Annotated in this window: 13 protein-coding genes; 6 read left to right on the top strand and 7 right to left on the bottom strand. The window is 60.1% G+C overall.

The genetic code is table 11. The annotated features are described in order from the left end of the window. Positions 1-111 precede the first annotated feature (111 nt). Positions 112-1,773 (top strand): multicopper oxidase family protein, encoded by a 1,662-nt coding sequence (locus ACK509_RS10870; protein ID WP_410766555.1) that lies wholly within the window; start codon positions 112-114, stop codon positions 1,771-1,773. Positions 1,774-2,345: 572 nt separating this feature from the next. Here ACK509_RS10870 and ACK509_RS10865 read toward each other — a convergent pair. Then, positions 2,346-3,422: an archaeosine biosynthesis radical SAM protein RaSEA gene (locus ACK509_RS10865; protein WP_410766554.1), complete on the bottom strand. Its 1,077-nt coding sequence runs from the start codon at positions 3,420-3,422 to the stop codon at positions 2,346-2,348. 93 nt (positions 3,423-3,515) lie between these two features. Between ACK509_RS10865 and ACK509_RS10860 the strand changes: the two genes are divergently transcribed. The 3 genes from ACK509_RS10860 (at position 3,516) to ACK509_RS10850 (ending at position 6,991) form a co-directional block, all read left to right on the top strand. Beyond that, positions 3,516-4,586 carry a hypothetical protein gene (locus ACK509_RS10860; RefSeq protein ID WP_410766553.1) on the top strand — a complete coding sequence of 357 codons (1,071 nt, stop codon included), beginning with the start codon at positions 3,516-3,518 and terminating at the stop codon, positions 4,584-4,586. A 126-nt stretch (positions 4,587-4,712) separates the two neighbouring features. Continuing rightward, positions 4,713-6,644 carry an aldehyde ferredoxin oxidoreductase family protein gene (locus ACK509_RS10855; RefSeq protein ID WP_410766552.1) on the top strand — a complete coding sequence of 644 codons (1,932 nt, stop codon included), beginning with the start codon at positions 4,713-4,715 and terminating at the stop codon, positions 6,642-6,644. 104 nt (positions 6,645-6,748) lie between these two features. Continuing rightward, positions 6,749-6,991 carry a hypothetical protein gene (locus tag ACK509_RS10850; protein ID WP_410766551.1) on the top strand — a complete coding sequence of 81 codons (243 nt, stop codon included), beginning with the start codon at positions 6,749-6,751 and terminating at the stop codon, positions 6,989-6,991. Between the two features lie 24 nt (positions 6,992-7,015). Here ACK509_RS10850 and ACK509_RS10845 read toward each other — a convergent pair whose 3' ends face one another. From ACK509_RS10845 to ACK509_RS10825, 5 genes are read right to left on the bottom strand one after another with little or no spacing between them, the layout of a single operon-like run. Further along, positions 7,016-7,354, bottom strand: coding sequence for an AzlD domain-containing protein (locus ACK509_RS10845; protein WP_410766549.1), 339 nt, complete (start codon positions 7,352-7,354; stop codon positions 7,016-7,018). Continuing rightward, the gene (locus ACK509_RS10840) at positions 7,354-8,043 is read right to left on the bottom strand and encodes an AzlC family ABC transporter permease (RefSeq protein WP_410766548.1); all 690 of its coding nucleotides are present in this window, start codon (positions 8,041-8,043) and stop codon (positions 7,354-7,356) included. The genes ACK509_RS10845 and ACK509_RS10840 overlap by 1 nt, the downstream gene beginning before the upstream one ends. Positions 8,044-8,102: 59 nt before the next feature. Beyond that, complete coding sequence (locus tag ACK509_RS10835; RefSeq protein ID WP_410767256.1) at positions 8,103-8,540, bottom strand: hypothetical protein; 438 nt, start codon at positions 8,538-8,540, stop codon at positions 8,103-8,105. Continuing rightward, a complete protein-coding gene (locus ACK509_RS10830) occupies positions 8,537-8,794 on the bottom strand; it encodes a hypothetical protein (protein ID WP_410766547.1) in 258 nt (85 codons plus the stop codon). The genes ACK509_RS10835 and ACK509_RS10830 overlap by 4 nt, the downstream gene beginning before the upstream one ends. 1 nt (position 8,795) lies before the next feature. Further along, positions 8,796-9,074 carry a ubiquitin-like small modifier protein 1 gene (locus ACK509_RS10825; RefSeq protein WP_410766546.1) on the bottom strand — a complete coding sequence of 93 codons (279 nt, stop codon included), beginning with the start codon at positions 9,072-9,074 and terminating at the stop codon, positions 8,796-8,798. A 303-nt stretch (positions 9,075-9,377) separates the two neighbouring features. Here ACK509_RS10825 and ACK509_RS10820 point away from each other — a divergent pair, with 303 nt between their 5' ends. Both ACK509_RS10820 and ACK509_RS10815 read left to right on the top strand, forming a co-directional pair. Beyond that, positions 9,378-10,145 carry a DUF502 domain-containing protein gene (locus tag ACK509_RS10820; protein WP_410767255.1) on the top strand — a complete coding sequence of 256 codons (768 nt, stop codon included), beginning with the start codon at positions 9,378-9,380 and terminating at the stop codon, positions 10,143-10,145. Between the two features lie 167 nt (positions 10,146-10,312). Next, complete coding sequence (locus ACK509_RS10815) at positions 10,313-15,541, top strand: beta strand repeat-containing protein (protein WP_410766545.1); 5,229 nt, start codon at positions 10,313-10,315, stop codon at positions 15,539-15,541. 53 nt (positions 15,542-15,594) lie between these two features. Here the strand turns inward: ACK509_RS10815 and ACK509_RS10810 are convergent, their stop codons facing one another. Next, a complete protein-coding gene (locus ACK509_RS10810; RefSeq protein ID WP_410766544.1) occupies positions 15,595-15,981 on the bottom strand; it encodes a hypothetical protein in 387 nt (128 codons plus the stop codon). Between the last annotated feature and the right edge of the window lie 17 nt (positions 15,982-15,998).

Below are 15,998 nucleotides of genomic sequence, written 5' to 3'. Positions count from 1 at the left end.
CTCGCTGCAGCATCGCCCTGGACCACGGGACAAGTTGCAGCCGTTACTGGCAACACGCCGCTGGCGCTTGGAGACCACAAATGGGAAGATCCGCTCCCGCGGCCGGGAGTATTGACGCCAGCCAGCAGGAAGGGTCGGACCGACCGTTACGAAATCGAACTGACCGAGTTTACGCAGACAGTGCTTCCCAGTTCGCTGGGGAAGGACACGACACTCTGGGGGTACGAAGGGACGTATCCCGCAGCGACCATCGAGGCACGGCCCGGACGTTCCGTCGAAGTCGAATACATCAACAACCTTCCCTCGGACCACCTGTTGAGCGTCGACGAACGGGTCCACGGCGCGGGCCAGGGCGCACCCGCCGTCCGGACGGTTACCCACCTCCACGGCGGGGTAGTCGCCCCGGAGGACGACGGGTACCCTGAAGCGTGGGTCTCGTCGGGTGGCCAGACCGCCGGGGACATCACAAGCGTCCCGAACAGCGAAGTTCCGTACAAGAACCCCAAGGAGTACCCAAACGACCAGAAACCGGGGACGCTGTGGTACCACGACCACGCGCTCGGCATCACGCGCCTGAACGTGTACGCCGGTCTGGCGGGCTTCTACCTGCTCCGGGACCCGATGGAGAACGCCCTCCCGAGCGAGCAGTACGAGATCCCGATCCTCTTTCAGGACCGGACGTTCGAATCGAACGGTGGCCTGTTCTACCCACCGGGCGACGAGGATGACTACGAAGCGGAGTTCGCCGGCGACATCCCGGTCGTCAACGGGAAGGCGTACCCGTACCTCGAAGTCGAACCCAGGTCCTACCGGTTCCGGTTCCTGAACGGGTCGAACAACCGGTCGTTCAACATGCGGTTCTACAACGAGGACACAGACTCGTATAGCGACGTTCCGTTGATGCAGCAGATCGGCGTGGACCTAGGCTTCCTCGACGAAGTGGTCTCCGTGGGCCCTGGCGGCACGGTCGGCCCAGAGGGGCCAATCGACTCGATGCTTCTCTCTGGGGCCGAGCGGGCGGACGTGGTCGTCGACTTCAGCGGCTACGAGGGGACGACGTTTACGGTCAAAAACAATGCCGAGTTCCCGTACGCCGGAGAGAACAGCGGTCCGGACATCGAATCGATGGGTGAGATGCTCCAGGTCCGGGTCACGGATACGGTGACTGAACCGGACGAGACCATCCCGCCACAGCGGTTCCTCGACCGAATTACCAACAAGTACGAGGTGCCGAAGACCACTTCGTCCGGAATCACCCGGACGTTTACGCTCGACAGCGCGGTGTTCACGGTCGAAACTGGCGACATCGAAGGAGACGAACTGGACAGCCACTTCCTCGACCTCGCGTTCTGGGAGGATGACGACGCAATCGTGAACCCGACGCTCGGCACCTCCGAAGTCTGGGAGCTGTACAACACCACGGGTGATTCTCACCCGATCCACCTGCACCTCGTCGACTTCGAAGTGCTTGAGAGGGAGAGCTTCACCTGGGATGACGAAGCCGGGTACCAGGATGCTGCCCAGGACTTCATCGACAGCGAGACTACCACGAGGCCGGACATCACGGACTACGTGACGCTCTCTGGAGCGCCCACGCTGCCGAATCCAAACAAGCGTTTCCACAAAGATACAGTGCTGGTCAACCCGCAGGAGGTGGTCCGCATCAAGCCCGACTTCACCGGCTACACCGGCATCTACCCCTGGCACTGCCACATCCTCGAACACGAAGACCAGGAGATGATGCTCCCCTACGAGGTGGTGTCATCGGAGTAGACACCATCTGTTGAAACTGGCTCAAGATCTTCCTCGTAGCCAATCCAATTCTAAACGGAGGTGCATGCAAGATACGCGCGCTCTATTCAGCACAGTCTCAACAAACTATCAGCGACTGAGGATTTCAACAGAGTACAAAAAATCACACACGAGGTGGTGGAGCAAGACCGCCCGCGGGGTGCAGCACAGTACAGGGTCGAGGGGCGAATGTGCAGCGTACACGATGAGCGATAGGGTTTGACTTGGATGTGGAGGCGTCAGTTTCTGACCCGCATACTGCGTACTATGGAACGAGCGCGTGAGGTGCATCCGTCGCAATCCATGCTTCGGCGTTTTCCTCTTCGCGGATTTCGAACCATCCATCTGCGTAGTAGACGGTCTTGTATGTGTGTGTCGTCATGATGCGGGCAGTCCGGGTGAACACGACCGAACTCCCAACCATGAGAATGCATTGCACTATCTTTGATACGAATATCCTATCGAGCGGTTAGGTCCGGGCTACAACGGGATGTGGTACCCTAAATCCCGAAAACGTCCAGAACGACCGAGAAAAACTGCAGATTGTCGTTCGGTTATCGGACCAGCGGCATTGAGTAGCTCGTCTCTTCTTCGATGACGAACTCCCACGTCGCTTCGCACTCGCAGGACACCTGGTCGAAGACGCTCGGGTCCTGTCGGAGGTTGAAGTCCTTGATTGCCTTGAACACGAGTTCGTCGCACTCGCCACAGTTGTGCGCACCTCGGTCTTGCCCGCCACCGACTGGGTCGGAGACGACGATTGCATCCTCGTCGACCGTCTCACGGAGGACGTCAGCGACCGACCAGAGCCACGGCGGGCGGTAGCCGCCGTTGAAGTGGAGTTCGTCCACCATCGTGTAGCGCTGGACGTTCGTGGGGTTCATCGAGACGGTGTGGCAGTTGTCCACTGCGGCACAGCGCCGAACTGACGATTTCATATCTTCGAGTGCTTCCGGTTCCGAGAGGAACGGCGGCTTCATCAGGAGGTAGGCTTTCACGCCTGCACCTGCGGCGGCGGCCTCTTCGCACGCGTCCTCGAAGTCGGCGAAGTCGAAGTACTTGTTCACACAGTCGTGGCGAACGCGGTCCGTGGCGGTTTCGAGACCGACCGCAACGTCCGTTTCGAGTCCGTGCTGGGTGAAGTCCTCTAATTTCTCGCGCGTGACGAAGTCTGGGAGCGATTCGACGACCATCCGGTCGCGGTCGGAGAACGTCTCTGCAATCGCGGCACGGGTCTCGGCGGGGACTTCGCGCTCGTCGAGGAACGACCCGGAGGTGTAGATTTTGATGAGACCGGCCTCCTCGCCGAGGTTCTCTTCTTCGTGGTCGAGACAGACCTGAATCTGGTCCATGAGGGCCTCGTGGGCGACGGTGCCGCCTTCGACGGACTCGGCGACGTAGCCACACATGGTACATCCGCCAGCGCGTGCCCAGCGGCACCCGCCGGTGTTGAGAATGATGGTGAGCGAGTCGTAGACACCGTCGGGCGTGTTGTCCTCGTCTATCCACACCCGCGTCGGCTCGTGCGGGTCGTACGTCTTCTGCTTCTGGGAACGGATGTCGCGCATCACTTTGTTGTGTGCGTCCATCCCGCGCCCCCGTTCGTAGACCTCGGGGCTCGGCTTACTCATTGGACTCTTCTATCGGATGGGACGGTAAAGCCGCTTCGTCTGCGCCCGAGAGCGGGCGCGGGCCTTGATATACGACCAATTCCTATCAGACGTATGAACCGCCGCGCCCTCCTCACGCTCCTCGCCGCAGGCACAACTGGGCTTGCCGGGTGTGGAACACCGAACGGTGAGACCGACACGCCGACGCCCGAAACCGGCACGCCGGAGGAGACTGCGACGCCACAAGAAGAACGTATCCGCCAACAACTCACGCTCTGGAACCCCACACCCGACCCGGTGTTCGTCACCTCGGTCGGCATCCGCGACGGCGACGACGTGTTCTTCGAGAACGCAGACCTCCTGCCCGGCGAGCGACGCGACCGTTGGGTGTCGGTGCCGGAAGCCGACCTCGAAGTCCTCATCGAGACGGACACCGGCCTCCGAACGAGTTCGACGTGGGCGGTCGACCCCTTGATGGATGGGTTCGAAGTCGTCGTCGAAAGAGACGCCATCGAGTTCTGGCAGCGCGTGAGTTGCTCGCCGACCGATGGCTGTGCGCTCGATATGGGCGGTGATTCCGACGACCTCCCACTAGTCGGTGACGGGCAATCTCGGTGGTACGCGCCCGCAGGTGTGGTCATCGAGAACCCCGGCCCAGAGACGACGATTCAACTCGCTATCGACTGGTACGACAATCCGATTCTCAATCGGTCGTATCGACTCCCCACCGAAACCCGATTGGGAGTGCCCGTCACGTACCGAACCGGCATCTACCGCGTTGCTGTCGAAACCGACGACCAGTCTATCGAGACCCAGTGGCCCGTCCCCGACGAACCATCGAAATACATCGACGTCGGGAGCGGCAACGTCGGGTGCGGCCCGGCGAACTCCACGTTGACCGTCGCCAACCGCGACGACGTACCGCATCGCATCACTATCGAAATCGACATCGACACCGAAGGAGGCGAAGAGACAGTCGAAGAGACGCTCGACCTCGAACCGGGCGAGGTGCAGTCGTTCGTCCCGGTTTCGACCTCCGGACGCCACGAAGTGTCCGCTCGCCTCGAAAACGGGGCAGAGATATCGAATTCGTGGTGGTCTTGCCCGCCACGAGGGCCTGCGTCTCTTGTCATCGACGCAACCGGAAACGTGTCCCTCAGCGTCTCTGGACCGCAACCAGGATAATTAGCCCCGTTATCACCGATTCCCAGACGGTACAGCGTCAATCGAGAGTCACGTAACCAATTTTGGTTTCTGCCCTGTGGGAATCACTAACTCATTCCCGCCCGTATATAATCAACGAGCATTACAATGACCGAACTCGGTGGATTTCAGGACAGAGTGGCACGGGTGGACCTCACAGCTGGTGATGTCCAATACGAAGGAATCGACGACGAAGACGCGAAGAAGTACATCGGGGGTCGTGGCCTCGGTGTGAAGTACGTCTTCGAACAAGGAGCGGACGTGGACCCGATGGGTCCCGACAACCTGCTCGCATTCATGACCGGCCCACTCACGGGGACTCAAACCGTGATGAGTGGCCGGCTCGCCGTCGTGACGAAATCCCCGCTCACGGGGACCGTCACCGACTCGCACCAAGGTGGCTGGAGTGGTGCCCGCCTCAAGTGGTCTGGGATGGACGGCTTGCTCTTTACGGGCAAGTCCGAAAGCCCAGTGTATGCTTACGTCGAAGACGGCAATCTCGAACTTCGAGATGCGTCTCACGTCTGGGGCATGGGCGTCCACGAGACTATCGACACACTCGCCGAAGAAGTCGATGGCAACCTCGGCAAGAACCTCTCGATTATGGCTATCGGGCCGGGCGGCGAGAACGGCGTGAAATACGGCTGTATCATGAACGAAGACGACCGCGCATCCGGTCGCGGTGGCACGGGGACGGTCATGGGGTCGAAGAACCTCAAGGCCGTCGTCGTCAAATCCGGCACGCGCATGCCCAAGCCCGCCAACCCAGAGACGTTCAAGAAGGGCTACCAGCAGGCAGTCCAACTCATCCGTGAGTCCGAAGTCACCGCCCCGAACGAGGGAGGTCTGTCACTCTACGGGACGAACGTCCTGATGAACGCGGGCGAGGAGATGGACGGTCTTCCGACGAAGAACGGCAAGTACACCTCGACGGGGTCGTACCGCGACGCCGAGGGCGTCGATATCGACGCAGAGCGCGTCTCCGGCGAGAACGTCCGTGAGAACATTCTCGTGGACGAACCGACCTGTCACTCCTGTCCTGTCGCCTGTAAGAAGGAAGTCGAAGTGACGGTCATGCACAAGGGCGAAGAGATGAACGTCCGCGGTGAGTCCTACGAGTACGAATCCGCGTACGCACTCGGCCCGAACTCCGGACACACCGAGCGCGACGAAATCGCGGTCATGATCGACCGCTGTAACGACATGGGTGTGGACACCATCGAGATGGGGAACATGATGGCGATGGCCATGGAGATGTCCGAACAGGGCAAACTCGACGGCCTGAGCGAACAACTCGACTGGGGCGACACCGAACGGATGATCGACCTCATCGAAGACGTCTCTCGCCGTGACGGCGACCTCGCCGAGGCACTCGGAGAGGGTGCAAACGGTCTCGCCGAGCGCTTCGACGCCGCTAACAACTCGCTGGCTGTCAAGGGCCAGACCATCCCCGCGTACGACCCACGTTGTATGAAGGGTATGGGAATCGGCTACGCCACCTCGAACCGCGGTGCGTGCCACCTGCGCGGCTACACGCCATCCGCAGAGATTCTGGGCATCCCAGAGAAACACGACCCCTACGAATGGCGCGGCAAGGGCGAACTCGTCGCCCTCTTCCAGGACATGCACGCCATCTCCGACTCGTTCGACATCTGCAAGTTCAACGCCTTCGCAGAGGGTATCGAAGAGTACGTCCTCCAGTACAACGGCATGACCGGTCTCGACGTCACCGAAGACGAACTCATGGAGACGGGCGACCGCATCTACACGCTGGAACGCTACTACAACAACCTCGCTGGCTTCGATGGCTCGGACGACTCCCTGCCGGGACGCTTCATCCCCGGTGACGAAGCAATGCCCGGACAGGGTGCCTCCGAAGGCCAACTGTGCGAACTCGACGAGATGAAAGAAGAGTACTACGCACGTCGCCAGTGGGTTGACGGCGTCGTCCCCGACGAGCGTCTCGAACAACTCCGCATCGACATCGGCCCCGGTACCGGTGTCTCCAGCGGCGATTCGACGGCACCGGCAGACGACTAATCGAACTGCTGTCGAACTCACTTCGACAGAATTCGAAGGGGTGTCAGAGTCGAACCACGCGACACGCCTTTTTCTATATCACAACTGAGCCGACGGCTTGCTCCGTGAGTGTACTGCCACGGCTTCAACGCGGCGAACACGCCACCAATCCCACCGACCCGACGAGTGCCGTCGGTGGCGACGAAGAGCCAGCCGGAGACGAGAAGGGCGCCGAGGACGACGGCGGCGACACCAGTGGCGACGGCAGTCGAAACGAGCGCTCGTCTGTCGTCAGCCAACAGTCGAGCGAAGAATGGAGGGAGCGACGGGGACATCGACGTGCAGTTGTAGGGCGTCTGCAGTTGTAGGGCGTCGATTGTGTAACTTGGGCTTCAGACCACGAACCGGAGTAGCCACAACACGCCCATTCCCACTACGATAGTCGCAAACACGTTTTCCGTGTACCACGCGACACCCGCAGCGACGAGACCGGCGATGAGTTGTTCGTTGGCCATCGAAAGTTGGACCGTCCCTGTGGGGGCGACGAGGTCGGGGAGAACGAGCGCCGCAAACACCGCTGGTGGGACGTAATCCAGCGCACGCTCGGCGAGTGGCGGAACGTTGTCGATGCGGCCGAAGAGGTAGATGAACGACGCACGGATAGTGAACGTCAGCACACCAGCGACGAGGATGACGCCCCACACTGTGGTCGCGTCGTAATCGGTCGGCATCACTCATCGCCCCCCATCATATCGACGGCGAGGCCCGCGAGTACGCCGACGACTGCCGCAAACATGAGATTGAGATGGAACGGGACGTTCACCGCAAGGACGGCGACGACGCCACCGACGAGTCCCGCGGTGGTCGAAGCGCGGTCTTTCAACGCGGGAACGAGCAGCGCGAGAAAGACGAGCGGCGCGGCAAATTCCAGTCCCCACTCCGGTGGCAGGCCGGACCCGAGGATAACTCCTGCGACGGTGGACGCCTGCCAAACGAGCCACAGGGATGCCCCAACGCTGAGGTAGTACGCGAGGCGGTCTGTCTCTCCGTCTTCACCGTAGCGAGCTATCGAGAGTGCGTAGGCTTGGTCGGTGAGGAGATACGAGCAGACGGTCTTCCAGCGCGCAGTGAACGAGCGAAAATACGGCGCAATCGACGCCGAGTACATGACCATCCGAAGGTTGATGACGACGGCAGTGCCGACGACGACCGCCAGCGGCGCGTTCGACCCGAGGAGTTCGATCATCGCGAGTTGCGACGCGCCCGCAAAGACGATCGACGAAAACCCGACTGCGTGCAAGGGCGACAACCCCTGTTCGACGGCGGCGACGCCCGCGACGAGCCCAAACGGTACGATTCCGAAATAGAGGGGGGCAACGTCGCGGAGTCCTGCCCGGAGGTCGGAAGTGCGTAGTCCCATTCGCGAGAGAACGGTACTCCCCCCGAAATAGGCGTCTATCGACGTACGGCTTGCCGCCTCTAGGTGCGACCAATGACTGCGACTTCGCGGATTTCTAAGGCCGTCTCGAACTCTTCGCGGCGGTCGGTGTCCGTTCCGAGTCGGCGGAGGTGTTCTGTGTGTGCTCGGCGGACGGCATCGACCTCTCGAGGAGAGAATTCCATGTCTACTCCTTGAGTGTCCCAGTGGCCCAACGGGACGAAGAAGACTGCAAGTTCGTCGTCTGCGTAGACGCACTCGAACTCGCGGGCGTACTCTTTGGCGTGCAGTGCGAGGTGTGCCTGTGCGGTATCGAGCAGGTACGGGACGACGCTCGCGGGAACGCTCGCTTTGGCGGCGGCCATCATGATTGCCGTGCCATCGATTGCCCCGCCTTGCGGGTCCTCGCGCGACGACTCGTGTGTATCTCGGGTGGGGTCAGGTGCGCCGGTCGAGTCGTCGTCCAATCCCACCATCAGCCACCTGCACGCATCGCTTTCTGTGCAAATTCGTCGATGAGCGAGTCGAGCGTCTCCTCGTCGCCTTCGAACGTCAGTTGAACCTCCGTGAGCTGAATCGACTTCGTAATCGAGACCGGTTCGGTCGTGAGTTCGACCGACCAGTCCGAGCCGACGACTCGGTGTTCATTCTCGGCGGTTCCGCCGAGGTTCTCCAAGTAGTGAATCGCAAGTCGAGTCGAGATCCCGCGAAATGCTCGCTCGCGTGTGACCATCTCAGCCCCCCGCAACTGGCGGGAAGACGCTTACCGTGTCACCGCTTTCGAGGGTTGTTTCGAGGCCGTCGAGATGAAGGACTTCACGCCCGTTTCGTAGCACGTTCACGTGGGGGCGGAGGTCGCCATTTTCGAGCAACTGGCCGGAGAGTCCTTCGTACTCGGCTTCGAGCGAAGAGAGTACGTCGCCCACGGTTGCGCCCGCCTCGACGTTCTCCATGAGGGTTTTCTGCCCGACTGCCTCACGGAACGTCGCAAAGAAGCGCAGTTCGAGTTCCATACTATTGTTCGGCGCGCGCTCACCAAAAAGGTACGTCGCGCGGACGGGGGCATTACCGTGCCGTCTCCCGGATGTCGCTGGGGCGAACACCACTACTTTTCGGTCGCTCGTGGTAACGACTCGGCGTTCACGCAATCGGGTTCGAGAGCGTATTCTCCACCGTCAGAAACCTGTCCTGACAATGCCATCAAGATTTTACCATGCTCAAGAATACGTGGATTAGTGCCCCGCCCTGACAGTCCCCAGACACCGAAGAATATCGCGACGACCGCCAAAGAAACCGGTCAGTCGCTGTACGAACGGATGTACAACACGATACTGACTGGTATTGCGATAATCATTCCAATCGTCATCACGCTGTACGTCCTGCGCATCGCACTCGACTTCGTGCGCGATGCACTGAATCCGTTTGTCGATTTCCTGCAATGGGCGGGTGTCATCCAACGCTTCGAGAGCGTCGAGTTCATCAGCCTCTTGATAGAACTCGGCATCTATTCGTGGGTCATCGACTTCTTCGCCGAGCTAGTCGCACTCGTCCTCCTGTTCGCAATCGTCGCTATCGTCGGAACGGTCGGTCGCAATCAGTACGGTGAGAAAATCATCGGCGTGTTCGACTTCGTCGTCTCGTCGATTCCGGGCATCGGAACCGTGTACAAGAGTTTCCGACGGATGGGTGACGTCGTCCTCGACGAAGGGAACAACGACTTTCAGGACGTCAAACTCGTCCAATGTTTCGACGAAAACGTCTACGTTCTCGGCTTCCAGACGGGGGAGTCTCCCGCAACCATCGAACACTCGACTGGCCACGAAGAGATGGTCTCGATGTTCCTGCCGCTAGCACCCAACCCGGTGACTGGCGGGATTCTCACGTACATCCCGAAACCTGACGTGTACGACATCGACATGACCGTCGAAGAGGGAATCAGGAGCATCCTCACGAGTGGTGTCGCCAGTGAGAGCGAACCCTCGAACATGCTCAACGTCGATATGAACGAACTGCGAGATTCAGAGCGATTCCAAGACCTCCGTGAAGCGATGGTTACGGCGAGAACCGACGACGAAGAGGAGTAACGAGGACTGAAATCAGTGACGAGAATTAGGAAGGGCCAGATGACAACCCGAATGTGACTGCTTTCGGCGCATAGTGTTCCACAAGTAGAAAGTCAGGACAGGCTGAATTTCTTTTTTGATAATGTCTACCAACACTTAATAACTGCCCATTAAGTCATGTGTCAGAGATGTCAAATAGACGACCGAGGGCGCTCCTGCTATCGATTATTCTCTTGATTTCTACCGTTTCAGGTGGTGTTTCAGTCGGGGCGGCCGCTGAATCGACGGTAACTGTAACGGGTACAGTCGAAGATGCGAACGGACAACCGCAGAGTGGATGGTTCACGCAGTTGACCCCGAACGGAGACTACGGGTACATAGCATCGGACGGGACCTTCGAGATTACCGTCGATGCGAACGCGAACTACAGTCTCAAATTCAGCCAGTACAATCACACGTACGCGGCTTCCGACTACTACCCGAAAGACGGCGTTCCGGACGTCTATGCCCTCGACACCGTCTCGGTCGGCGATACCGGCGAGGCCCTCGGAACGTACCAACTCCCGACTACGCACGACGTGAACATCACCGTCGTGGACGAGTCGGGCGCTCCGGTTTCGAACGCCATCGTGTACATTCAACACGAGAACGGGGATGCGTCTGCAAGCTCTGACGGTGAAACCAACGCCGACGGCGAGTTCGTGTGGAACGACGCCGTCGAACCCGGTGCAGAGGTCACCGGAGACATCAGCGTTCACGTCTACCCGGAGACAGACACGCTCGGAAACGCCCATCCAGATTACAACATCACTGGCGACCGGGACATCGAAATCACGCTCAGAGAACAGCGTGAAGTGACGGGTCGCCTCGTCTCGCCCGACGGACAACCGATTACCGGTGCGGACCTCACCGCACTCACCAACGGGAGTATCGAATTCGGGGAGACAGACTCGAACGGGAATTTCAGCATCTACCTCCCAACGGACGATTCGTACAGCATCGGATACCTCGAAGCGCGGTCGAGCACGAGCGACGACGCCGGTGAGGTGAACGGCGTGGCCGACATAGCTGAAATCGCCGACGTGAACTCATCGGTGACCAGCGAACTGGGCAACGTCACCGCGCCGGTCGGTCACGAAGTGTCGATTCGCGTAATCGACGACAGCGGAGAACCCATCCCGGACGCGCAGGTACACCTCGACGCGGTGGACGCACAGAACGACAGTCGGGGATTCAGCTGGATAGAACACGTGGACGACGACGGCTACCTCTACGGAGAGGTTGACACCACGCACGGTTTCGAACTCAACGGGACGGTCAACGTCACGCCAGTCGCCCCCGATGGAGATTACAGAGACATAGAGGGTCAACTCGTCACCGTCGATGGCCCCACGACGCTCACGTACGTCGTGAATGGTAACAATTGGACACGGAAGGTACCACTGTCGCTCAGTGCGAACGAGACGACCGTTCCCGCCGGTGACGACGTGCTGTTTCGCGTCACCAACGACAACGACGACGCAGTGGATGCCGTGAACCTCACCGTCGAAGCGCCTGATGGCAGTTCGACGACCTACCAGACGAATGCCACCGGGGAAGTCGCCGTCTCGACGAACGGGACGGGCGATTACGCGATTACTGCGACGAAAGGAGAGTCCAACAACACGACTTACGTCTCTGACTCGCTCGCCGTCACGGCGAAAGAACCCGGTCAACTTTCGGTCGGTAGCATCGACCCGCCTGCGGAAGTCGTCCGCGGTGAGAATGCGACGGTCGATATCACGCTCTCGAACCCCGGTGCGTTCGAGGCAACAGACACCCTCACCGTCGGAAACGGAACTGGCACCAGTGACAGTACGGTCACGCTCGCGGCAGGAGAGACACTGACGGTCACCCGAACCGTCGAAACCGCCGACACGACGAGCGATTCACTCACCGTCACCGTCAGCACGAGTACGGACTCGGCGACGGCGACGGCGACGCTCCTCGAACCGGCGAACATCTCCGTCGATGACTACGCGCTCGACCAGACGACGATTCTCGCCAACGAGCCCGTCAACGTGACGGCGGTGCTGAACAACACCGGTGATGTCGAAGGAGTGTATCTCCTCTCACTATCGGTCGATGGCGATACGGTCGCCAATCAGACGGTGAGCGTTGGTCCTACCTCGACGGCGACGACGACCATCGAAACACTCGTCGCGTGGCAGACCTACGGCACGCACAGCGTCACCGTGGCTACCGAACCCACGACCGACATTACCGTTCTCCAACCGACCAACCCCGATGCCTCGGTGACGATTACGTCACTCGCCGACGGTGACGTCCTCGATTCGGGGAGCCACACGGTTTCGTACGACCTCTCGAACACGAGTACGGGCGTCGAACGCGTCGAATACCGCGTCGATGACGGGTCGTATCAAGAGATTACGAACGGTCTCACGACGACGTCGCAAGCCATCTCAGTCGGGGAGGGCAAACACACCGTCGCCGTCCGGCTCGTCGATAACCTCGGCAACGAAATCGCGGTCTCCGAACGTCGCTTCCGTGTCGATACCAGCGCACCGGTCATCTCACTCGAGGCGAACCGGACGACTGCAATCGGTCCAAACGAGCCCGTCACGGTGACAGTCGAAAGTACCGATTCCGCACCCGAGAGTACGACGTTCGTCGTCACGAATGGGTCGGGCGACCTCTCCCAGCGCGACGTCACCGACGAAGTTGCCGATGGAACGACGACTTTCTCGTGGGATGCAACGGTCAGCGGGTCGGCGCTCTCTTCTGGGTCGTACACACTCGAAGTGCGCAGTACCGACGCTGCTGGCAACACGAACACGACGACTCAAACGGTCTCGGTCGATGCCGACGGGCCGACCGTGAACGTGACTGACGTGACCGACGGCACCGAGACGAAGACCGTGTTCGTCAACGACACAGATTCGGTCACTATCTCCGGCACAGTGAGCGATTCTGAATCGAGCGTCTCGGTCGTCGATGCGGTCGTCCGTTCGGACTCGACGACGTTCCAACACGCGGTCGAAGCGACACTACCCGGTGATGGCTCGTGGAGCGCGACGCTCGATGCGAGCGTACTCCCCGACGACGGAAACTACACCGTCGGCGCACGTGCGACCGACGAAGCGAACAACAACGGCGATACGCTCAACGACTCACTCGCAGTCGTCGTCGACCGCGACGCACCCGAAGTCGGTGTCTCCTTCCAGAACGTAACGGGGTCCACCGGCCACGTCAACGTCACCACGAGCGAACCACTCAGCTCGGCACCTGACGTGACCGTCTTCACACCGGATGGAAACGAGCGGACCGTCTCGCTCACCTCCTCCGAGGATGGCTGGACCGGAACGTTCACCTACGACAGTGACGGCGAGTATCGTCTCGTCGCAAATGCGACAGACCGCGCCGGAAACCGCGGCTCTGCCGAAGCAACCGCACAGGTTCACACGAACATCATAACGCAGAACAACGTCACGATAATCAAGAACGACAAGACTGGGGCGTTCATCGAACTTCACACTGCTGCCGACGTGAGCGACGGATTCGGCGCACTCACTGAAACCAATGCACCGCTCGCCGTCCTCTCGGCGAAGCTCTCCGGAAATCAGTTCATCGAAGGCGAACTCGGCAACAGCCTCGACGAGAACCTGACGTACGCGTTCATCGGCATCCCGGTGAACGAGTCAGAGTTGCCATCGGGAATCGCACCCGGTAACGTCGATATCCGGCGTTTCAACGAGACGACCAACGAGTGGGAACTCGTCGGTGACACGACCGTAGAGACGCGGAACGTCACCGGAACGCCAATCGAGTACTACGTCGTCAACGTCTCTCACTTCTCGACGTACGGTGCCGTCGTAGTTGACGACACTGCGCCGTCTATCGACAGCAGCCAACTTTCGGGAAGCGGTTCGCCGTACAGCTACGATACCGAGACGGTCGATGTGTCGTTCGAGTACAGTGACGCCCAGAGCGGTATCAACGCCAGCAACGTCACCGTCATGCTCGACGGGCAGACGATTACCAGCGGCTACGTTGGCGACTTGCAGGTGACCAGCAGCTCGACGACGTTGACTGCGGTGAACCTCGTCGGCTCCGGTGACCACACCGTGACGCTCGAACTCACTGACGAGGCAGGCAACGAGCAGACGACGACGAAGACGTTCACCATCGAAGAGGACACCGCCGCACCCGACCTCTCGACGGCGTTCTCCAACACGTCGTACGCGTACGGAACCGAGACGGTTAGCTTCGACCTCTCGTACACCGATTCGCAAAGCGGTGTCGACACGAGCGGTGTCGAAGTCAGCCTCGACGGGAGCGACGTGACCGCACCCGCGACGATTACCAGTAGCGGCGTCGAGTACACCGCCAACGACCTGACCGACGGGAGCTACACCCTCACTGTGACGGTTCCCGACGAAGCTGGGAACTCGAAGACGCTCACGCGAACATTCAGCATCGATGACGACGACACGGCACCGACGATTACCTCCGTGACGCACACGCCAACCGCGAGTGGCACGCTCTTCCCACCGACGACGACGCAAGTGAAGACGAATCTCGAATACAGTGACGCAGAAAGCGGCGTCGATGCCAGTGCAGTCACAGTCGAATTCGACGACGGAAGTGGCTTCGTCGATGTGACCGACCAAGCCGTCGTCACGACGACACAGGCGAACTACACGGCGTTCGACCTCTCACCGGGAACCTACACCCTCCGGACAACGGTGGTCGATGCCGATGGAAACGAGCGTGAATCAGAGCGCACTTTCACCATCGGCACGGGGACTGCACCGCAACTCTCCGGCGGGTCACTGACGCCCGCAGCAGACGGCGATACGTTGCCACCGGGGACGAGTCAGGCGACGATTGAACTCTCGTACACTGACGCCGAGGGCGACGTAACCCCGAACGATATTTCTGCAACGTTCGATGGCGCGGACGTGACAGCCGACCTCTCGGTCTCCGATGGCACCATCACGTACCAAGCGACCGGACTCGCCGACGATACGAGCCACACGTTCTCTGTCGAAGTGGTCGATAGCGCGAGCAATACGGCTTCGAAATCTGTCACGTTCGACATCGCCGCCGGGACACAGTCTGACAGTAGCGGGTCGAGTGGTTCGTCTTCGGATGAGACAACCGACTCGGAAACTGAATCGACCGACGACGAGACCACAGACGCGACCACGGTTGTGACGACTGACCAATCTGACGACGACTCGGAACCGACGGCGACGGAGACGACGCAGAAACCAAGCGAGGGCGAACAGGCGACCGACACCGTCGATACTGAGTCGGAAACGGAGACGACCTCGACCGGAACCCCCGGATTCAGTCTCCTAACCGCAGTCGGCGCGTTGGGTGCGCTGATTGCACTCGCTCGTCGCCGACTGTAATCCACGACTCCCTACTCTTTTACAAAAATCGAATTCGTGATTCGCGGTGCGTTTCAGCGCTTGTTGAATCGGATTCCGTCATCGACCAGTCGGAAGTTTCGCTCGCGGTCGATGTGCGGGGTCAACCACTCGTACTCCGAAATCTGGAGGATGAGGTCGGCTTGGAGGTTACGCCAGGCGATTGCGTAGATTGGCGATTGTCCCCACGCTCGGAGTTCGGGGATGAACTCGTCGTATCGCTGGTAGTGGTCTTCGAGGCGCTCGATAGCATCGACGACGTACTGAGCCGCCTCCGATTCGGTCTCTGCACCGTCGATAGCTCGGTTTAGACGATTTTCGAGACCCTGCACGGCTTTCTGCATGTCTTGGGCGGTCGTCCCATCAGGTTCGGGAAGCGCGTCGAGAATCGGCTTCGGGACGCCAAGTGAGAGTTCTTCCATAGACTGTGATGGGAGTG

Source organism: Haloferax sp. DFSO60 (assembly GCF_046557615.1).
GTDB lineage: Archaea > Halobacteriota > Halobacteria > Halobacteriales > Haloferacaceae > Haloferax.
Note: the sequence above shows the minus strand (reverse complement) of the source record. Positions and strands in the feature narration are given on the sequence as shown.